This is a genomic window from Solilutibacter silvestris (assembly GCF_050574925.1).
GTDB lineage: Bacteria > Pseudomonadota > Gammaproteobacteria > Xanthomonadales > Xanthomonadaceae > Solilutibacter > Solilutibacter silvestris_A.
Window position 1 is genome coordinate 499853 of sequence record NZ_JBCMOO010000003.1, and the last position, 19636, is coordinate 519488.

A 19636-nucleotide genomic window follows, 5' to 3' on the forward strand; every position below is an offset into this window, starting at 1 on the left:
CCGGTCGTGCAACTGCGTTCCAGCGCGGGCCTGTATGGCGCCGACCGCATGGTGCTGGCGCTCGACAGCCATCTGTCCGATGCCGGCCAATCGAGCGTGCTGGCCTGCATCGACAATCACCACCTCGGCCATTCCCCGCTCCACGAGGAAGCGCGGCGGCGGCGGCACAACAGCGTGCTGCTGCCGAACAAGGGGCGGCTGGATGCCGGGACGATATCGGCATTGCGTGCATTGCTGCGATCGACGCAGGCCGCATGCGTGCATGCGCACGACCCCAAGAGCGTGGTGTATGCATGGCTGGCGACGCGCGGCCTCGATTGCGATTGCGTGGCCACCACGCATGGCTGGATCGAGACCAGCGCCCCCCTGCGGCTGTACAACCGGATCGAGCGGGCGTTGCTGAAACGTTACGACGCGGTCGTGGCCGTCGCGCAACCCCTGGTCGACCACCTGGTCGCTGCAGGCGTCGGCCGCGATCGCATCCATCCGATCGCCAACGGCATCGAAATGATCGAGCGGGCATCTCAGCAGGAACGCATGCTGGCGCGCCGTCATTTCAACTGCGAACCGGAAGACACCGTGTTCGCGGCGATCGGCCGCCTTGCGCCGGAAAAGAATCTCTCCCTGTTGCTGCGCGCGATTGCACGCATCGGCAGCGATGCACCAATCCGCCTCCTGATTGCCGGCGATGGCCCGGAGTTCGGGGCATTGGCATTGCAGGTGGAGGCACTGGGCGTGCGATCGCAGGTGACGATGCTGGGAAACCTGGACGACTGCGCGCCCGTCTACGCCGCGATGGACGTGCTTGCCCTGCCCTCGCTCAGCGAAGGCATGCCGCTGGTCGTATTGGAGGCGATGTCCGCGGGCAAGCCGATCCTCGCGACTGCCGTCGGCGATGTTCCGGCCCTGCTGGCGCATGCGCCTTGTTCGCGGCTGTTGCCGCCGGATGACGCCGCCTGGGCCGACGCGATGCGCGCGGCCATCGGCACCCGCAGCGATGACGCCCGGGCGCGCTCATACGCCGCAAAATTCCACTCGGCGCAGGCCATGGCATCACGGTATGCCGACCTCTATCGGACCCTGCGAGGAGGAGACCATGTCGCGCGTGCAGCCTGAATCCGCAGGTGCGCGTTTCCCGCTTGCCGAGCGCGGGTTGCACTGGCGCGCGCAGGCCACGGGTGCGCCTGTCGATGCAGTGCAGGATGCTGCGCCCGCGCGCCGTTATCGCAACAACTGGCCGCTCTACCTGTTCGTGTTCCTGCTGCCCCTGCAGAACATCCAGACCGGCTACCTGCCGCAACTCGGGGGCGGCCTCAACTTCCTCAACGTGTTCTTCATCGTTTCGCTGGTCGGTGCCTTCTTCTGCGGCGGGCGCCTGGCGCGCAACGAACCCCTCAACATCGCCGTCTTCGTCTACATGCTGTACGCGGCGATCTCGTACCTGGTCGGCTCGCAACTGGTCAGCGACAGCGACCGCATCAACGTATTGAAGGACCACCTGATCGCGGTATCGCTGGTCTTCGTCACCCAGATGAGCGTGCGCGACTGGTCGCAGGTGAAGAAGATCGTCATCGCCAGCCTGCTGCCGCTGCCCTACATCGCCAAGGTCACCTGGGTGCAGCACACTTCGGTCGCCAAATGGCATTACGGCGATGCCTTGCGCATCCGCGGCACGTTCGCCCTGCTCGGCGCCAACGAATTCGCGGCATTCTGCGTCACCATGGCGGTGCTTTGTTTCGCGCTGCTGATTTCGGTGCGGATGCCCAGGATCCTGCGTGGACTGGTCGCGCTGGGACTGGCCTCCACCGTGTTCTGCATCCTCTACGCCTATTCGCGCACCGCTTACGTGGCGGTCGCGCTCGGCTTGATCTGCGTGCTGCTGGCCTGGCGCGGCCGCTGGAAACTGATGCCGCTGTTCCTCGTGCTGGCGATCGCATTGCCCGCCATCCTCCCGGAATCGGTGGTCGAGCGTTACCAGAGCACGTCGGTGGAGGAAGGCAAGCAGGACGAAAGCACGCGCATGCGCATGGTCTACTGGGGCATCGCCTGGGACAGCTTCGTCGCCCATCCCGTGGTCGGAACCGGTTTCAATACCTTCGCCCGCCGGGTGAATCCGTATCACATGGATACCCACAACGTTTACCTGCGCACGCTGGCGGAAGGCGGCGCGGTCGGAGCGCTGCTGTTGCTGGCGTTGCTGCTGGCGCTGTTCTTCCTGTGCATCAAGCGCCTGCGAAAAGCACCGCACAACAGTTGGCAATACGGAATCGCACTCGGGATGCTCGGCGCGTGGACCGCGCTGGTGGTGGGCAACATCTTCGGCGACCGCTTCACCTACTACCCGATGATCGGCTGCTTCTGGGTCTATGCCGGGTTGCTGCTCAAGTCGCGCGAACTGCCGGCAATGGAAGGCGCGCGGCGATGATGCACGAACTGCTGCCACTGGCGAAGTATGCATTCGCGCTGATGGCGCATTACAGCGGCGCCGATTCGGTCTATCGCTGGTTGTGCGGCCCGTCGCTGGCGGTATTGATGTACCACCGCCTGCGCGACGACTACGACCCGGCGCCACTCAGCACGTCGCCCGCCACCTTCGCACGCCATGTCGGCTGGTTGCGCGCCAGGCGCTGGCTGGTGTCGTTGGAGGACGGGCGCCACCACCTGTCGACGCGCCGGCGCGGCCCCCGCTATGCCCTCACCTTCGATGACGGCTACATGGACAACCTGCACATCCTTGCGGTGTCGCCACCGCCGCCCGCCACGCTCTACGTGGTGACGTCGCTGATCGGCGGGTCATCGCTGTGGTACTACCGCCTGGCGCATGCGATCCAGAACGCCGGCAATCCCGTGCTCGATCTCGGGTTCTTCGGCATGGAATCGGTCGATATCTCGGACGCGACGACCCACCCGCGCTTGCTGCAACTCCTCGCGGACAGCATCAAGGCGTTGCCGCCGCGCGAAGTCGAGCCCACGGTCGATCGCATCGTCGCAGCGGCAGCGCCGACCGAACCGATGCCGGACGCCGGGGAGATGCTGGGCTGGGATGGCATTTCGGAACTGCAGACGCACGGCATCGAAATCGGCGCCCATACCCACACCCACCCGGTGCTCTCGAAAACCGATGACACCCACGTGCGCGAGGAAATCACCGTCTCCACCAGCGTGCTGCGCCAGGGACTCGGGCGCCAGCCGCGGCATTTCGCCTATCCCAACGGACGCGCCCAGGACTTTGGCCAGCGCGAGATCGATCTCCTGCGCAATGCCGGCTACGTCACCGCAGTCACGACCGTCGAACGCCTGAATCGCAGCGACACCGATCCCTATCGCATCGGCCGCATCAATGCCTTCGAGGCGCGCTTCCGCTCGCCCGGCGGCCGCCTGTCGAAGGCGCTGTTCTTCAGCGAAACCAGCGGCCTGCTCGGCTGGCTGCGGCAGTGGAGGCAGTGATGCGACGCATGCACCTGATGTACCACGGCATCCATGACGATGCATCGGCGCCGGGACATTTCGATCCGGTGTACAGCGTCACGCGCACGCGATTCGCCCACCAGCTCGACTGGATCGCGAAACAGGAGCAACCCGAGCGCTTCCACGTCACCTTCGACGACGGCGACATCAGCAACGCCACCACGGCGCTCCCAATGCTGCTCGAACGCGGAATGCGCGCCACGTTCTTCATCACCGGCGGATTCATCGACCGCCCCGGCATGCTGCGCCGCGCCGACGTGCGCATGCTCGCCGATGCCGGCATGTGCATCGGAGCCCATGGCATGAGCCACGGTTTCCTCGAAGACATGGACCTTGACTCGCTGCGGCGCGAATTGCGCGACAGCAAGGCCGCGCTCGAGGAGATCACCGGCCGCGAAGTGGATGCGATGGCATTGCCGGGAGGACGCGGCGGCGCGCGCGAACTGGAGGAAGCCCTCGCTTGCGGCTACCGCGATCTCTACGGCTCGCGTCCCGGCCCCGACGACGAGGCGCAACCCGCCTGGCGCAATCGCATCGCCATCACCCGCGAACTCGGCGACGCCAAATTCGCGGCGCTGGCGAACTGGAGCGGACCTGCCGCCCGTTGGGCGCGCCTGCGCCATGGCGCGCTGGCCGTCCCCAAGCGCGTGCTCGGAAATGCACGCTACCAGCGGTTGCGCGCCGCCCTGACATGAACGCCACGACGCTCGCGTTCTGGATCTGCGTGGCCGTGCCGGTGTACGCCTATCTCGGTTATCCGTTGTTGATGCGGATTCTCGCCCGCGGATTCCAACATACAACTGACAACGACCCGGAAACCTGGCCCTGGATCACCGTCGTCATTGCCGCCCACGACGAGGAAGCGCGGATCGCCGGGCGCGTTCGCGACATTCTTGCCCAGGACTATCCCGCCGACCGCCTCCGGGTGATCGTCGTCGATGACGGCAGCAGCGACGCGACTGCACGGGTCGCCGATGTCGGCGACCCGCGCTGCCGTGTCATCGCGCTCGCCCGCAATGGTGGCAAGGCGACCGCGCTCGATGCCGCGTTGCGCGCGGTCACCACCCCGATCACCGTGTTCGCCGATGCCCGCCAGCGTTTCGCGCCGGGCACGTTGCGCGCACTGGTGCGGCCGTTCTCGGACCCGCAGGTCGGCGCCGTCGCCGGCGAACTGCAGATTCGCGACGCGCAGGGCGGAGCGTGCGACCTCGGGCTGTACATGCGGATCGAACGCCGGCTGCGTCATGACGAATCGGCGCTGGGATGGCTCCACGGCGTCAGCGGTGCGATCCACGCGTTGCGCACCTCGTTGTTCGTGGCGATACCGGTCGGCACCATCCTCGATGACATGTGGCTGCCGCTGCACGTCGTGTTTGCCGGGAAACGGGTCGCGATGACCGATCGCGCCATCGCTTTGGACAGCGCTTCGGCGCATCACGGCGAGGAATTCGACCGCAAGGTGCGCACGCTCGCCGGCAACTGGCAGTTGATCGCGCGCCTGCCGCGCCTGCTGCTGCCGTGGCGCAACCCGGTGTGGTTCGCCTGGTGCTCGCACAAACTCAGCCGCCTGCTGGCGCCGTGGGCGATGCTGGGCACCTTGCTTGCCTGCGCAATGTCGCCGAGTCCGATCTATCGCGCCCTGTTCCTGGTGCAGTGCATCGGCTACGGCTTCGCGCTGCTCGCCATCGCCCTGCCCGGCATCGCGCGGCGACTGCCGCTGGCGTCGACCGCCGGCACTTTCCTGATGCTCAACACTGCGGCGCTGCTGTCGTTGCCGGCAGCCATGTCGCGCGACGGCAGCCGCTTATGGAAGCCCCACTGATGGCACGCGTGCTGATGGTCACCAGTCGCCTGCCTTGGCCTCCGACCGAAGGCCACCAGCTGCGTTCGTGGCACCTGCTGCGCGCCTTGTCGCGCAAGCACCGCGTCACCCTGCTCAGCTGCCTGCGGCCCGAAGATGTCGAGACCGCGAGCGGCGAACTGCCGGCCGCGGTGACGCGGCTCGCCTTCCATCATCTGCGCCAGGACCGGATCTCCACGGCGATGCAACTGGCATCCAGTGTGGGCGGACGCCTTCCTTTTGTCGTTCATCGCTATGGGGGGGCCGAATTGCGCGCAAAGGTCGCCGAACTGGCGCGCGAGGCCGATCTCGTCCACTTCGACATGCTGCCGCTGATGGCCTGCGCCGACCAGGTGCCGACCGGGATCCCCGTCGTCTACAACGCACACAACGTTGAACACGTGTTGTTGCGCGCCCGCGGCGACAACGAATCGCGACCGTTGCATCGCGCCTTCCTGCGAAGCCAGATCGATCGGCTCAACCGTTTCGAAGCCGATGCCAGTCGTCGCGCCGACCTGGTGCTGGCCTGCTCGGAACAGGATCGCGTGCAGCTCGTCGATCTCGGTGCGCGCGCCGCGATCACCGTGCCCAATGGCGTCGATCTCGACGGCAACCAGCCCGGCAAGGAAAACGAGGACGGCAGCCTGGTCTTCGTCGGCCAGATGGGCTGGTTCCCCAATCGCGATGGCGCCGAATGGTTCCTGTCCGACGTGCTGCCACGCGTCCTCGCGCGCAAACCGGGCCTGCGGTTCACCCTGGTCGGCAAGGCGCAGGGCTTGCAGGTTCCGGCGAACGTCGCCGCCAATGTCGACGTCACTGGGTTCGTCGACGACCTGCGGCCGTTGGTGCAACGCGCATCAGTCTATGTCGTGCCCCTGCGCATGGGCAGCGGCACGCGATTGAAGGTGCTGGAAGCGATGGCCTTTGGCAAGGCGATCGTCACCACATCGATCGGCAGCGAAGGCATCGACCTCGAGGACGGCGTGCATGCCGAATTCGCCGACGATGCGCAGGGCTTCGCCGACCGCATCCTCGCGCTGCTCAACGATCCCACCCATCGCGCCGCATTGGGGCGCGAAGCGCGTCGGCTGGCGGAAGCGCGCTACGGCTGGGACGCGATCGGCGATGCCATGCTGCCGTACTACGACCGGTTGCTGGCGGCATGAAGACGCCAGGCACGCCACGCATAAGCGACGCGACCGGCGAATTCGTGCAGCGCCTGCTCGGTCTTGACCATGGCGGTGCGTCGCGGCAGCACATAGCCGACACCGGACATGGCCGTCACGCCGCTCTCGCTGGGAATGGCACACGTCGCGATACCCGCAGCACGGAACGCCATCGCCGCGCGTTGCAGATGCGCCGGCGACGTCACCAGCCGCGCCTGCCTGATGTCGCCGCGCAATTCGAAGGCATTTTCCCAGGTCGTGCGCGAACGTGTTTCCAGGCGTACGCGCCCATGCGCAATGCCCGCCTGTTCCAGCAGTCCACCGAGAATCATGGATTCGGGAATGTCGTAACGTCCACCACCCGACACATAGATGATCGAGGCCGGATCCTTCCTTGCCAGGCTGCGGGCGGCATCCATCCGCTCGAAGTTCTCTTCGTTGAGCGCGGCGTCATCATCGACGGAGCGCGGCGGACGATCGTAGCCGGCGGTCAGCAGGACGATCGGCCAACCGTCTTGCGTACCGGAACAGTCCGCGATTCCGGGATGACGTTCGGCCAACCACAACAGGGCATTCGCGCACAGTGGCGTGCAGGTAAGGACTGCGAGAACCACCACGATCCGGCACAGCCATTTCGCGCGCCGATGCAGGCGCTTGCCGAACAGCACCAGCAGCACTGCCGCGATCGCCAGCCATGTCAGCGGCGACAGCAGGAAGTCGCTCATCGCGCGTACTCCGGCATCGAGGCAGGACGATCATGTTCGCCACACTGAAGGAGGATTTCCGCACCTACCTCGCCGAGCACACGGCTGCCCCGGCGTGGCGCGCACCGATCCATGCCCTCTTCACCTACGGCTTCCTGGCGACGATGATCTATCGCTACGTGCGCTGGACACGCCGCATTCCCTGGCGCCTGCTGCGATTGCCGTTCACCATCCTCTACCTGCCGCTGAAAGTCTTTAGCGATCTGGTCCTCGGCATCCAGATTTCCGCCAATGCCGACATCGGCCCGGGATTGCACATCGGCCATCATGGCGGAATCTTCGTCCATTGCGATGCCGGCCGCCACCTGTGCGTGAGCCACGACGTCACCATCGGCTACAAGGGTGCCGGAAAATCCACGCGCTGGCCGCGCCTCGGCGATGACGTCTACATCGGCTCCGGCGCGAAGATCATCGGCGACGTCACCATCGGCAACGGCGTGCTGATCGGCGCCAATGCCGTGGTTGTCCGCGATGTCCCCGACCGCATGCGCGTGGTCGGCGCCGCGGTGCGGATCATGCCACTCGATGCGCCGCCATGAATACACGAGCCGGCTCATGTCCGCTTGCCGATGCCGAAGCGCTGCAGCAACTGCAGCACCAACCCGCGGATCCGCGCGTCCAGCGCCAGCACGATGCCGGCATAAGCCAGCGCACAGATCCCGCTACCGAACAGGAAACGCATCCAGCCCGGTTTCAGCACGCCCGTCAGCCACCATGCGATCGCGAGGCAGACCGCCACCCCAAGCAGGGCGCGCGCGAGCGTGCCGGGCGAAGGGAACTGCAGCAGGTCGCGGCGCACGAAGATGCAATGCGCGATCCCGAGCGCCAGCGTGCTGACCGCGCTGGCATAGACCGAGCCCATGACATGGAAGCGCGGGATCCACAGCATGTTGAGGGCCACGTTGATCGCCAGGCTGCCGATCATCAGCATCAGGATCTTCTGCGTGCGTTTCTCCAGCAGCAGTCCGAAACCCGACAGCGTCAGCAGCGGGTACAGTGCGAAGACCATGCCGAGGATCGAAAACACCGGACCCGAGGCGGTCTTGGACGGGCCACTGAGGGCGATGATGGCGTCGGCGCCGAACAGGCCGAGCAACATCGCCATGCCGATGCCGCAATACGCCATCGGCAGCAACACCCGGCGCTTGAGCGCGCGCACGGCATCGACGCCTTCGGTCTGGAACAGGCGGTTGGCGGTCGGAACCAGCGCTTCGAACACACTGGTGTTCATGAAGGTGTTCAACTGCATCGCCAGCGATGCGCCGACGCTGTAGATGCCGACTGCGGCGAATTCTCCCAGCATGCCCTTCAGCATCAGGCGATCCACCACGACAATCGCGACGGCAACGACTTCGTTGGCGACCAGCGGCACGCCGTAGCGCATGCCCTCGCGCATCTGCGCGAACGAGACATGCGCGCGCATGAAACGGACATGGCGACGCACCCACAGTGCATACCAGCCGGTGACCAGGATCGCCGCGACCAGCTTGCCGCCATAGGCCGCGATCGCGCTGCGACTGAGCAACACCACCGCGCCGACCATCAATCCGACTTCCAGCCAGCGCCCGACCACCCGCGTCACCAACACGGTGCGCGATCGCTCGCTCGCGCGCAGGATGGTTTCGGTGAGGCTGGAGAAACTCGACAACGGTACCGCGAACATCGCCATCCAGAACACCAGGTGCTGGTGCGCGCCGGTGAGACGGTCGATCGTCGCCATCACGACCAACAGCAACACCCACAGCACCAGCGAACACGCCAGCGGCAGGTAGAAGAAATTGGTGAAGAACGCCGCGCGATCGCCGGCATCGTCGCCATGCGGATAGAAACGCAGCAGCGAATGCTGGGCGCCGAACTTGGCGATGGCGACCGCCAGCAGCATCCAGTTGTCGTAATAACCGAGGATGCCGTACTGGGTGTTGTCGAGCAGCCGCGTCATCAACGGGAACGACACCAATCCGGCAAGGATGGTGGAGACATTGCCGAGCGAATAACGCAGGTAATGGCGCCCGATTCCGACTGGTGCGGTGGTTCCCCTCATGCCTTTGGCGCCCGCTTCCCCTGCCCGCTCCTGCATTGCATTGTAGCCATGATGGGACTAGGATCGAACGATCATCGTCGATCACCGCAGGACGCGTCAGACGATCAGGGAGGGAATCCGCATGACGAGCGACTTCACGTCACTCTATGCATCGCTCGGTGTCGATCCCGACTGCGATGTCGAGACCCTCAAGCGCCTGTTCCGCCGCCGCATCGCCGAGCTTCACCCGGATCGCGGCGCGACGTTGAGCGAAGAGGAATTGATGCTGCTGTACCTGGAGGCGTTGCGCTTCCATCGCCGGCATGGCCGCTTTCCGGGCGCCCGCGTTCGCGGCGGCAATACCATCCGGCTGGCGGCGATCGAACCGCGGCCGCTGCGCCACGAACTTGTCGCGGTACCGACCCTTGCGGATGGCGACGGCGCCTCGCGGCAACAGGTCATGACGGTGACGCTGCTCACCCTGCTCGGACTGCTACTGCTGGGATTCGGCATCTGGGCCATCGATGGCGACGATCCGGTTTCCGCCGGCACCGGCCCACCGCGGGCCGCGTCTGCAGGCTGAATGCGCACCGGCCAAAGACGCAACCACCTCGCAGACATGCCTTGCCGTCCTGGCATCGGATGTGATGAGTTCGAACGTGAAGGATCACGAGCAAACGATGGCCGAGAAATTTCCAGCGCTGGTGATGGGAGCCGGGTTTACCGGTCTCGGGGCATTGCGCGCTTCGCGCGACGCCGGCATTCCGGTGTGGTCGGCCTGCCCGCCCGGCGATCTCGCCACCTATTCGCGCTGGTTCCAGCGTCCGCCCGGCGCGCCCGATTGGGATGGCTCGACCAAGGGCGTCGAGCAGGCACTGGCCAATTCCGGAATCGAAGGCGCCGTGCTGATCCCGTGCGCCGACGACATCGCCGACTGGGTCGCGCGCAATACCGTCAACGGCAAGGTGATGGACCGCTACCTCGCCAGCACCAGCTCCGCGGCGACCATGCGCATCCTGCAGGACAAGGCGCGCTTCGCCGAATGGCTCGAAGACAGGGATATCGCCAGTCCGCGCAGTTTCCTGGTGCACGACGATTCCGACTTCGACCACCTGCCGTTCGAACAGCTCGATCGCGTCTTCATCAAGCCGATCGATTCCCAGACGTTCAGCCGCATCACCGGCCGCAAGGGCGTGTGGGTGGAGAACCCGCGCGCCTGCCGCGAAACCTGGTCGCAGATGCAGGCGCAGGGACACGGGATGATCGTGCAGGAGTACGTGCCAGGCCCGGTCACCCACCATGTCTTCGTCGATGGTTTCCGCGACCGCAACGGACGCTATCCGGGACTGTTCGCACGCCGGCGCAGCCGCATCCACCCACCCGATTTCGGCAACAGCACGTATTGCCGCAGCATCGCCCTGGAAGACATCGAACCGGCCGTCGCCGCCTGCATGCGCCTGCTCGACCAGCTGAACTATCGCGGCATCTTCAGCGCCGAATTCAAGCAGGATGAACGCGACGGCGAATACCGCATCCTCGAAGTGAACACGCGCGCATGGTGGTATGTCGAATTCGCCGCGCGCTGCGGGGTGAACGTGTGCAGCATGGCCTGGCGCGATGCGCAATCGTTGCCGGTCGAAGCCGTGCGCCGATACCGCGTCGGCAAGGGTTGCGTGAACTGGATCGAGGACGCAAACGCGCTGAAGCACGCGCATTCGAAGATCGGCACCGCCCTGCTGGACTGGCCTGGCGCCTACGAGCACGTCTATCGCTGGGACGATCCGCGACCCGCCATCCATCGCATTTCCGGCCAGTTGCGACGTTCGCTGGCTCGCAGCATCCACCTTGCACCGACCGCACGACCGCTCGCTGCATCGTCCTCTTCGCTCACTTCCATGGATCCCCCGCCATGACACGCAAGCCATCTCCTGTCGCCATGCCTCGCCCACGCAATCGCATGCTGCCGTTGCCGCTCGCCATCGCAGCCGCCTTCCCGTTCACCCTGCTGGCACCGACCGCATTCGCCGCGAACACCTATTACGTCCGCACCGATGGCGGTGACGCCACCCAGTGCACCGGACTGGTGGACGCCGCCTACGACGGCAAGAGCCGCAATTGCGCGTGGTCCAGTCCCAACATCGCGTTTCCACTGGGCCAGACGACGGCGACCAAACCGCTGATCGCCGGTGGCGACACCCTCATCATCTCGCCGGGCAGCTACAAGATCGGCGTCGGCGCGCCCGGCACCGCGAACTGCTCGCCCAGCTACAGCTGGGATTGCTACCCGCCACCGATCCCCTCTGGCGCAACCTGGGACACGCGCACGCGCATCCTCGGCAAGGACGCGACGACCTGCGCGGTCAAGCCCGAATTGTGGGCAAGCGGGCGGGCGCAAACCGTGCTGAATCTCAATGGCAGCCAGAACGTCGAGGTGCAGTGCCTCGATCTCACCGACCATGCCAGCTGCGCGCTCGCCCACCTCACCTCGGGCACCACCACGGCAGGCGCGGTGAAGGCAGCATGTCCATCGACCGCGCCCTTTGGCGACATCGGCTCGGACGGCATCATCGCGGTCGGCGCCGGCAAGACGTTCATCGGCAACGTCGATGTCCACGGCTTCCCGCACAACGGCATATCGGCGGGCAAGCTCACCGACTGGACGCTCTACAACGTGCGCATCCTCGGCAACGGCTGGGCCGGCTGGGACGGCGACGTCGCCAACGGCAGCCAGACCGGCTCGAGCAACAGCGGCACCATCGCCTTCATCGGCGGCGAAATCGCCTGGAATGGCTGCATCGAGAATTACGTCGACCACACCTACTTCGGTTGCTGGGGACAACAGGAAGGCGGATACGGCGATGGCCTCGGCACCGGCCGCACCGGCGGCAACTGGATCTTCCAGGGCACCAAGGTGCACCACAACACGTCCGACGGCATCGACCTGCTGTATGCCAACGGCACCGGCAGCGTGACCGTGCGCCAGGTGCTGTCCTACGCCAATGCCGGCAACCAGGTGAAACTCGCCGGCCCCGGCCTGATCGAGAACAGTGTCATCATCGGCAACTGCAATGCGCTTCTCGGCTACCCGACGTCGGCGCTGCAATCCGCCGACTTCTGCCGCGCACTCGGCAATACCGTGTCGATCGACCTGCTCACCGGCGCGAACATGGTGACGATGCGTTTCAACACCATCACCGGGCTTGGCGACTGCGAAGTCATCAGCGGTGGCGGTGGCGCTGGTAGTGCATTGGTCATGCAGAACAATGCGATCTCCGGCGACCTCGACTGGCGCGCCAACCTGCAGGGCAATACCGGCGAACTGACCTGCGCCTATTACCAGGATGGCGGTTCCGCGCAGGTCCTGTTCCAGAACAACCTGTTCTGGAATCTGAAGAGTCCGCCCTGCGACCAGGGCACCGGCAACATCTGCGGCAAGCCGCCGTTGTTCACCGACAGCAACTACGTCACTTTCAATCCGACGCCGCAACAGAACAGTCCGTTGATCGACGCCGGGCTGTCGATTCCGTCGGTCACCCAGGATTACACCGGCAATCCGCGCGTATATGGCGCAGGTCCCGATATCGGTGCGGTCGAGCTGCAACCGGCATCGCCAACTCCAACGCCTTCTCCAAGCCCAACACCGACACCCACGCCCACGCCCACTCCGACTCCGACTCCGACTCCCAGCCCGTCGCCCACTCCAACACCAACGCCTACTCCCACCCCAACGCCCGCACCGGCTCCGGCACCTGCCCCGCCACCCTCGTCCAAACCGCATCCACCGATCAAACTGCCCGAGAATGGGAAGCCGACGACCAAGATCCCGCCGCCGCCCAAGCCACAGTGAGCAATTTCGATCGTGGCTCCCGCATCAAGCCGATGCGGGCAGCCAGCCGTCCAGCCATGACGCGATATCGTCAAGGATCTCCGCGCGCTGGCGCGGAACGAACAGGATGTGGTCGACATCGGGGCGAAACCGCAGTCGCAACCGGGGTTCGTTGCTGTCGTCGGGGAAACCGGCGCGCATCTGCCGCGGATGCAGGAAATAATCGGTAACGCCAGCGGTATACAGCGCATACATGCCGATGCCGGCCTCCGCCATGCGCCGGTTGCCGGCGATGAATTCGCGTTCCGATGGCCAATCGCGCCCCGCGGGCGGCCCGCTGCCATTGCCCCAGCCACGCTGCAGCCGATGCCGCAACATGCGTCCCCAACCTGCGATCGGACGCGACACGAAATGCCGTAGCTGCGCCCAGTGGAACCACGGTCCGCGCACGGCACAGGGATCGAGCAGCAGCAAGCCGCGCACGCGCGCATCGAGCGCCGGCAGCTTCCAGGCAAGGTCCGCGGCACTGCAGACGCCACCTATGATGAAACGGTCGCTGCCGGTGATCGCCGCAACGGTATCCATCGCGATCCGCACGCGCTCCTCCGGGCGACTGCCGCCGCCTGCCGGCATGTCGCCCACGGCCGGCAGATCGAAACGGAACACATCGATATCGCGGCGCGCCAGGCGTTCCGCCAGTTCGATGTTCATGCGGAACGGTCCGACGCGATGGATCAGTCCGGCGTTGAGCATCACCACGGTAGCGCGCGGTGGTCGCTGCGGATCGGCGCGATGCAGGAAGCCGTAGCCGTTGCCATCGCGCATGGGCAGCAACTGCATCATGCCGCGACTCCCGGCAGGCGCGCGAGCAGGCGTTCGGTCGCGGCATCGGCCAATCGCACCGGGATGATGGTTTCGAAATCGACCTGCCCCGCCCACGCATCGAAGGCCAGCGGCAAACGCACCACGTCGCCTGCGTCCATGTTCGGTTCCAGCGCGTGCTCGCTGTCGAGCAGCCACATCGACGGCAGTCGCGGGTCGGGCCATTGCAGTCGTTTCAACGCGTCGGGCAGGCGCGGATCGATGACATGCCCCATCAATTCACCGGTGATGGCGTTCGGCCCGGGCTTCAGCGGGAAGCGGCTGCGCGATTGGCGTTCGCGCGCATCGATCGCCACCGCTTCCCCCACCCACGTCGCGCCCAGCAATACCGGCTGCCACCACCAGGCCATGTCGGCATCGAGCCCGTCGCGGATGGCAAGCGCGCCCAGCAGCGCCCCCATGCGCACGCCGCAAAGCACGCGCGGGACGTGGTCGTCGGAACGCAGCAACGCATCCCAGACGCGGCGAATGTCCCGGACTGCGCGTTCGACGGAAAATTCGACGCCCAATCCGCAGGAATCACCGGTCCCCGAATAGTCGAAGCGGATCACCTCGATGCCGCGACGTGCCCACTGCTCGGCGAGTTGCGCGAAGAATCGATAGCTGCGGATTTGTTCCTGCAGCAATGGCGGGCACAGCAGGACCCGCGCACGTGGCGGCGTCGCACTGCGATGGCGCACGACAAAGAGATGCGTGTCGCCTTGTGGCAACAGCATCGGTTCGATTCCTGGCGTCGTGCCCCCCGACAAGACATCCTCCCGCTGGTTATTTCTTTCCGAACATGCGCTTGAACCAGCCGGTGTTCGTCGATGCGCCGGCGGCCGTGTTGCGTTCCGGCAATTGCCCGGCGATTTCCGCCGCAGTTTGTACCGCGAGTTGCGGCAGGCGCAACTTGACGCCGGTGTCGCGGGCGATGTCCGCAAGCACGCGGATGGCCAGCATCGAACTGCCGCCGAGATCGAAGAAGTTGTCGCCGGAATCGACGGTGACGCCAAGATGGCGCTCCCACAATCCGCGCACGTAGGCCAGTCGCGCCTCTCCTTGCGCAGGCGGTGTTGCAGCCGTGCCGGCATTGCTGGCGATTGCCGGCGCCATGCCGGTGATTTCATTCGTCATCGCGACTTCCGGTGATTGCCGCGGATCCTGGGCCAGGGCCGCGAGCGTGCGTTCATAGTGGGCAACGATCCCGCGGACCGTTTCTTCCTTCAGCAGGTCGCCGTTGTAGAGCAAGGCCGCATCGATTCCCTTCTCGCCGCGGTCCACCGCCCACAGGTTGAGGTCTTCGGCGATGCCCGGCTGGTCGATGTCGATGCGCTGGTGCGACAGCGGCCCCCAACGGGTGATGCGGTCGCGGATGTCCTGGAACGAGAACTGGGCGTGGTAGAGGATGCTGCTCGCGGCCCCCGGCAGGCCCGAACGCATCTCGGCGATGTCCTCGAGGCGGATGTCCGGCGCCGACAAGGCATCGAGCAGGACCGATTTCGAGGCATGGACGACATCGCGCAATTCGCCATCGCGTTGCACGTCGAGGCGAACGGGCAGCATGTTGACGAAATGGCCCATCAGCGATTCGGTATCGGCGTGGTTGCGTCCACGCACCGGAATGCCGACCACGATGTCGCGATCACCGTTGTAGGTCGCCAGCGTGATGAACCACGCCGCGAGCATGGTGTTGAAGACGGTCGCATCCATCGATTTCGCGGACTCGCGCAACGCCTGCGATTCGGCGGTCCCGATGCGCACCGGGACGATGCCGGAATGCCCCATCATCAGGCGACGGCGCGGATGGTCGGTCGGCAGCGCCTGCGGCCAACCGCCGCGCGCATTCGGCGTGCACAGCCAGGCGCGCCACTGTTCGCGCTGGCGCGCGTAGCCTTCGCTCTCCATGCTGGCGTTGTGCCAGGCCGCGTAATCGCCATAGCTCACCGGAAGTTCCGGCAGCTGCGGTTCGCGCCCTTCGACCAGCGCCGCATAGGCTTCCGCCAGTTCGGCATACAGCAGGTCGAAGGACCAGCCATCCCAGACGATGTGGTGCGGCATGAAGAACCAAGCATGTTCGTCCTCGTCCATGCGATACATCCGCGAACGGAACAACGGGGCATCGACCAGGGATTCGAATGGCCGCGCGGCCAGCGCCTTGAAGTCGGCTTCCAGCGCCTCGCGACGGCGCTCGGGCGGCAGGTGGCGAAGATCGACCAGCGGTTCGAGCACGCGCGAGTCGAGGTCGTTGCGCACTACCTGCACGAAATCGTCGCCACGGCGTTCGAATCCGGTGCGCAGGACGGTCTGGCGCTCCATCACCAGCATCAGCGCCCGGCGGAAGCATTCGATATCCATCGGTCCATGCAGCGCATGCCCGGACGGCAGGCTGTAGGCGAGCATTTCCGGATGGAATTCGTGGATCATCGCCTGCCGCTGCTGGACCACGCTCAGCGGCGCCCAGTCGCGCTGCGGCAACCTCGGGATGCGGTCGGCAGGCATGGCGGAAGCGGCATCCGCTTCGATGGCTGCGGCGAGGCGGCGCACCGTCGGCGCATCGAACAGCGTTCGCAACGACAACCATGTCGACGATTCACGGTTGATGTGGGCGGTCATCTGCGCGGCCAGCAACGAATGTCCGCCGTGGAGGAAGAAATCGTCGTCGATGCCGAGGCTCCCGAGGCGCAGGGTCTCGCGGAAGATTTTCAGCAATTGTTCCTGCAACGGCGATTCCGGATCAGCCGAAGCGACAGCCTCTTGCGGATTCGTCGCATACGGCAACGGCAGCGCCTTGCGGTCGATCTTGCCGTTCGCAGTCAATGGCCAATGCGCCAGCGCCACGATGTGCTGCGGGATCATGTAATCGGGCAAGGTGCCGCGCAGATGCTTCTTCATCTGCACGGGATCGATGCTGTGGTCCGTTTCCTGCACGACATAGGCGACCAGGCGGGCATCGCCTTCGCGTTCCTCCCGCACCATCGCGATCGCGGATTGCACGTCGGGGTGCGCGGTCAGCTGCGTCTCGATCTCGCCGAGTTCGATGCGATAGCCTCGAAGCTTCACCTGATGATCGAGGCGGCCCTGGTGTTCGAGCATGCCGTCGTCGCGCCAACGCGCACGATCGCCGGTGCGATACAGGCGGATGCGGCCGTCCGGACCATTCCAGTCGATGAAGCGATCGGCGGTCAGCCCCGGCTGGTTGCGGTAGCCACGCGCCAGCCCCGCGCCGGAAATGCACAATTCCCCGGGAACGCCGCGCACGCATGGCAGGCGCGCATCGTCGAGGATCCACACGCCGGTATTGGCGATCGGCTTGCCGATGTGGATGTCGGGCAAGGCGCCGCACGCAGGCGTCGCGATCCGCGCACAGGTCGACCACACCGTGGTTTCGGTCGGCCCGTAGACGTTCCACAACTCGCCGGAACGCGCCAGCAACTGCGCAGCCAGCGTCGGCGGCAAGGGTTCGCCGCCGCAGAGGATGCGGAAACCTGCCCCACCCGCCCAATCGGCTTCGATCAGCATGCGCCAGGTCGCCGGTGTCGCCTGCATCGTCGTCGCGCGATGCTCGGCCATGCAGGCAGCAAGCGCACCGCCATCCAGCGTGGTGTCGCGATCGACGATCACGACCTGCGCGCCGACATGCAGCGGCAGCATCAGCTCGAGCACGGCGATGTCGAAGGACAGTGTGGTGACGGCGATCATCACGTCGCCGCTGCGCAGGCCCGGCTGCACCGCCATGCTGTCGAGGAAGTTGGCGACCGCGCGATGCGGAATCTCCACGCCCTTCGGCGTTCCGGTCGAACCCGAGGTATAGATCACGTAAGCGATCGCCTCGGGATCGTCAGCCAGGTTCGGACGCGTGTCCGGCTGCGCGGCGAGCACTGCGGCATCCAGCAACACGGCGCGCTGGCCTTGCAGCGGCAATGCATCGACCAACGCCTGCGTGGTGAGAACCGCGGATGGACGGCCATCGTCCAGCATGTGCTGCAGGCGTGCCTGCGGGAATGCGGGATCGAGCGGGATGTAACCGGCGCCGGCCTTGAGGATGCCGAGCATCGACGCCAGCATCGAAATACCGCGTTCAACGGCGAGGCCGACGAGGTCGCCAGGCTTGACGCCCTGGCCCGCCAGCAAGTGGGCGATGCGATTGGCTTCGTTTTCGAGTTCGCGATAGTGGACGCTGCGCTGGCCATCCTGCGCGGCGACGGCTTCGGGCCAGCGATCGCAGCTCGTTTCGAAATGCTGGTGCATCAGCAGATCGCGCTGGAACGGCGTCGCGGCTGGCGACAATGCCGCGAGTTCGTCGAGATCGTCGGCATCCAGCAAACCGTAGTTACTGCAGGGACGATCGATGCCGTCGCTCAGGCCCGCCAGCAAGCTGCGGTAGGCGCGCAGCCAGCGACGCACCGTCGCCGATTGCAGCAATGAGGTCGCGTACTGGCATTCCAGGCGCAGTCCGGTTAGCGTCTGCACCGCATTGAGCGACAGCTCGAAATTGTCGGCAATACGCGCCACGCCATGGCATTCGGCCCGCGCACCCGCAAAAGCATCGCTCTCGCCATCCAGGCTCTGGTCGATGTTGAACAGCACCGGCGCCAGCGGCACCCGCGACGGATCGCGCGCGATCGCCAGCTGCTGCAGCAAGGTCGAGAGCGTGTAATCGCGATGCTCGACCGCGTCGAGAAGATCGTCATTGGCGCGTTTGAGGAAGGCCGAGAAGGTTTCCTCTCGGCTCGGCGCGAAACGCATCGGCAAGGTATTGGCGCAATGGCCGACCATCGCCAGCTTGCCGCTGGCGGGCTGGCCTGCGCTGGGAATGCCGATCACCACGTCGTCCTGCCCGGCGATGCGCGCGACCAGCAGGGCGAACGCCGAGAGCATCAGCGAGAACAGGCTGCAGCCCTGCTTCGCCGCGGTTTCGCGCAAGGCATGCAACAGCTCGGGCGAGAGTTCGAGATCCTCGCGACGCGAGGAAAAGTGGCGATGCGCGGGCCGCGGCAGGTCAATGGGCAATTCCAGCACCGGTGCGCCATCGGCGAAGCGATCGCGCCAGTAACGTTCGGTGGCCGCCGTGGATTGCGTCGACTGCGAGGCTTCGGCCAGGGCATGGTCGGCAAACGACTCCACCGCTGGCAGCGACGCTTCACGCCCTTGCAGCGCGGCACCGTAGAGGGCGCCGAGATCGCGCACGATCACCCACCACGACCAGCCATCGCAGACGACGTGGTGCGCGCAGAGCAACAGGCGATGCGACTGCGGGCCAATGCGATACAGCATCGCCCGGAACAACGGACCATCCTGGAGATCGAACGGATGCGAGACCGCTTCGGTCTCGGCCTTCGCCAGCCGTTCGCTTTGCGCCAGCAGGTCGAGCCCGGACAGATCCTCGACCGCCAGGGGCAGCGTCGCCTGCTCGAGCACGCACAGGGTCTGGCCGTCGCCGGACAGCACCGAATGCAAGGCGTCATGGCGCTGCACCAGCGCCTGCAGTGCCTGCTTCAACGCGACATGGTCGAGCGCGCCTTCGAGGCGAATGGTCAGCGCTTCGTTGTAGGCCAGCGAAGCTTCGCGATCGAGGTGGTCCGCCAGCCAGATTTCGCGCTGTCCTTCGGTGGTCGGCACCACCCGCAGCAAGGCCTGCGCGAAAGGATCGTGGGCGGCGGGTGGCGCGGCAATGGCATCGACGCTCAT

Annotated in this window: 15 protein-coding genes; 10 read left to right on the forward strand and 5 right to left on the reverse strand. The window is 65.8% G+C overall.

Annotation, left to right across the window (positions count from 1 at the left end; genetic code table 11):
* Positions 1-6: 6 nt before the first annotated feature.
* Genes ABE093_RS09105 through ABE093_RS09130 form a run of 6 tightly spaced genes read left to right on the forward strand, consistent with a single transcriptional unit; the run spans position 7 to position 6474 of the window.
* A complete protein-coding gene (locus tag ABE093_RS09105; RefSeq protein WP_430760551.1) occupies positions 7-1116 on the forward strand; it encodes a glycosyltransferase in 1110 nt (369 codons plus the stop codon).
* Positions 1097-2425 (forward strand): O-antigen ligase family protein, encoded by a 1329-nt coding sequence (locus ABE093_RS09110; RefSeq protein ID WP_430760552.1) that lies wholly within the window; start codon positions 1097-1099, stop codon positions 2423-2425. The genes ABE093_RS09105 and ABE093_RS09110 overlap by 20 nt, the downstream gene beginning before the upstream one ends.
* Entirely contained in the window at positions 2422-3447 is a 1026-nt protein-coding gene (locus tag ABE093_RS09115; RefSeq protein WP_430760553.1) for a polysaccharide deacetylase family protein, read from the forward strand. Before ABE093_RS09110 ends, ABE093_RS09115 begins: the two co-directional genes overlap by 4 nt.
* Positions 3447-4163, forward strand: coding sequence for a polysaccharide deacetylase family protein (locus ABE093_RS09120; protein WP_430760554.1), 717 nt, complete (start codon positions 3447-3449; stop codon positions 4161-4163). The genes ABE093_RS09115 and ABE093_RS09120 overlap by 1 nt, the downstream gene beginning before the upstream one ends.
* Positions 4160-5290 (forward strand): glycosyltransferase family 2 protein, encoded by a 1131-nt coding sequence (locus ABE093_RS09125; RefSeq protein WP_430760555.1) that lies wholly within the window; start codon positions 4160-4162, stop codon positions 5288-5290. Before ABE093_RS09120 ends, ABE093_RS09125 begins: the two co-directional genes overlap by 4 nt.
* On the forward strand, positions 5290-6474 hold the full coding sequence (locus ABE093_RS09130) for a glycosyltransferase family 4 protein (RefSeq protein ID WP_430760556.1): 1185 nt from the start codon (positions 5290-5292) through the stop codon (positions 6472-6474). Before ABE093_RS09125 ends, ABE093_RS09130 begins: the two co-directional genes overlap by 1 nt.
* Here ABE093_RS09130 and ABE093_RS09135 read toward each other — a convergent pair.
* Positions 6450-7199, reverse strand: a complete 750-nt coding sequence (locus ABE093_RS09135; RefSeq protein ID WP_430760557.1) for a YdcF family protein — start codon at positions 7197-7199, stop codon at positions 6450-6452. The genes ABE093_RS09130 and ABE093_RS09135 overlap by 25 nt on opposite strands.
* A gap of 32 nt (positions 7200-7231) precedes the next feature.
* Between ABE093_RS09135 and ABE093_RS09140 the strand changes: the two genes are divergently transcribed.
* On the forward strand, positions 7232-7777 hold the full coding sequence (locus tag ABE093_RS09140) for a serine O-acetyltransferase (RefSeq protein WP_430760558.1): 546 nt from the start codon (positions 7232-7234) through the stop codon (positions 7775-7777).
* A 14-nt stretch (positions 7778-7791) separates the two neighbouring features.
* On the opposite strand, the gene ABE093_RS09145 is transcribed toward ABE093_RS09140, so the two are convergent.
* Positions 7792-9279, reverse strand: a complete 1488-nt coding sequence (locus ABE093_RS09145; RefSeq protein WP_430760559.1) for an oligosaccharide flippase family protein — start codon at positions 9277-9279, stop codon at positions 7792-7794.
* A 121-nt stretch (positions 9280-9400) separates the two neighbouring features.
* Between ABE093_RS09145 and ABE093_RS09150 the strand changes: the two genes are divergently transcribed.
* The 3 genes from ABE093_RS09150 (at position 9401) to ABE093_RS09160 (ending at position 13105) form a co-directional block, all read left to right on the forward strand.
* Positions 9401-9841 carry a hypothetical protein gene (locus tag ABE093_RS09150; protein ID WP_430760560.1) on the forward strand — a complete coding sequence of 147 codons (441 nt, stop codon included), beginning with the start codon at positions 9401-9403 and terminating at the stop codon, positions 9839-9841.
* 97 nt (positions 9842-9938) lie between these two features.
* Entirely contained in the window at positions 9939-11171 is a 1233-nt protein-coding gene (locus ABE093_RS09155; protein WP_430760561.1) for a hypothetical protein, read from the forward strand.
* 23 nt (positions 11172-11194) lie between these two features.
* Positions 11195-13105: a choice-of-anchor Q domain-containing protein gene (locus ABE093_RS09160; RefSeq protein WP_430760562.1), complete on the forward strand. Its 1911-nt coding sequence runs from the start codon at positions 11195-11197 to the stop codon at positions 13103-13105.
* Between the two features lie 24 nt (positions 13106-13129).
* On the opposite strand, the gene ABE093_RS09165 is transcribed toward ABE093_RS09160, so the two are convergent.
* Genes ABE093_RS09165 through ABE093_RS09175 form a run of 3 tightly spaced genes read right to left on the reverse strand, consistent with a single transcriptional unit; the run spans position 13130 to position 19636 of the window.
* A complete protein-coding gene (locus tag ABE093_RS09165; RefSeq protein ID WP_430760563.1) occupies positions 13130-13927 on the reverse strand; it encodes a hypothetical protein in 798 nt (265 codons plus the stop codon).
* Positions 13924-14682: an alpha/beta hydrolase gene (locus ABE093_RS09170; RefSeq protein WP_430760564.1), complete on the reverse strand. Its 759-nt coding sequence runs from the start codon at positions 14680-14682 to the stop codon at positions 13924-13926. The genes ABE093_RS09165 and ABE093_RS09170 overlap by 4 nt, the downstream gene beginning before the upstream one ends.
* A gap of 49 nt (positions 14683-14731) precedes the next feature.
* Complete coding sequence (locus ABE093_RS09175) at positions 14732-19636, reverse strand: amino acid adenylation domain-containing protein (RefSeq protein WP_430760565.1); 4905 nt, start codon at positions 19634-19636, stop codon at positions 14732-14734.

Coding starts and splice junctions, on each gene's coding strand:
- ABE093_RS09110 (WP_430760552.1), top strand. CDS start 1,097: ATGTCGCGCGTGCAGCCTGAATCCGCAGGTGCGCGTTTCCCGCTTGCC.
- ABE093_RS09115 (WP_430760553.1), top strand. CDS start 2,422: ATGATGCACGAACTGCTGCCACTGGCGAAGTATGCATTCGCGCTGATG.
- ABE093_RS09120 (WP_430760554.1), top strand. CDS start 3,447: ATGCGACGCATGCACCTGATGTACCACGGCATCCATGACGATGCATCG.
- ABE093_RS09125 (WP_430760555.1), top strand. CDS start 4,160: ATGAACGCCACGACGCTCGCGTTCTGGATCTGCGTGGCCGTGCCGGTG.
- ABE093_RS09130 (WP_430760556.1), top strand. CDS start 5,290: ATGGCACGCGTGCTGATGGTCACCAGTCGCCTGCCTTGGCCTCCGACC.
- ABE093_RS09135 (WP_430760557.1), bottom strand. CDS start 7,199: ATGAGCGACTTCCTGCTGTCGCCGCTGACATGGCTGGCGATCGCGGCA.
- ABE093_RS09140 (WP_430760558.1), top strand. CDS start 7,232: ATGTTCGCCACACTGAAGGAGGATTTCCGCACCTACCTCGCCGAGCAC.
- ABE093_RS09145 (WP_430760559.1), bottom strand. CDS start 9,279: ATGAGGGGAACCACCGCACCAGTCGGAATCGGGCGCCATTACCTGCGT.
- ABE093_RS09150 (WP_430760560.1), top strand. CDS start 9,401: ATGACGAGCGACTTCACGTCACTCTATGCATCGCTCGGTGTCGATCCC.
- ABE093_RS09155 (WP_430760561.1), top strand. CDS start 9,939: ATGGCCGAGAAATTTCCAGCGCTGGTGATGGGAGCCGGGTTTACCGGT.
- ABE093_RS09160 (WP_430760562.1), top strand. CDS start 11,195: ATGCCTCGCCCACGCAATCGCATGCTGCCGTTGCCGCTCGCCATCGCA.
- ABE093_RS09165 (WP_430760563.1), bottom strand. CDS start 13,927: ATGATGCAGTTGCTGCCCATGCGCGATGGCAACGGCTACGGCTTCCTG.
- ABE093_RS09170 (WP_430760564.1), bottom strand. CDS start 14,682: ATGCTGTTGCCACAAGGCGACACGCATCTCTTTGTCGTGCGCCATCGC.
- ABE093_RS09175 (WP_430760565.1), bottom strand. CDS start 19,636: ATGAGCGTCGATGCCATTGCCGCGCCACCCGCCGCCCACGATCCTTTC.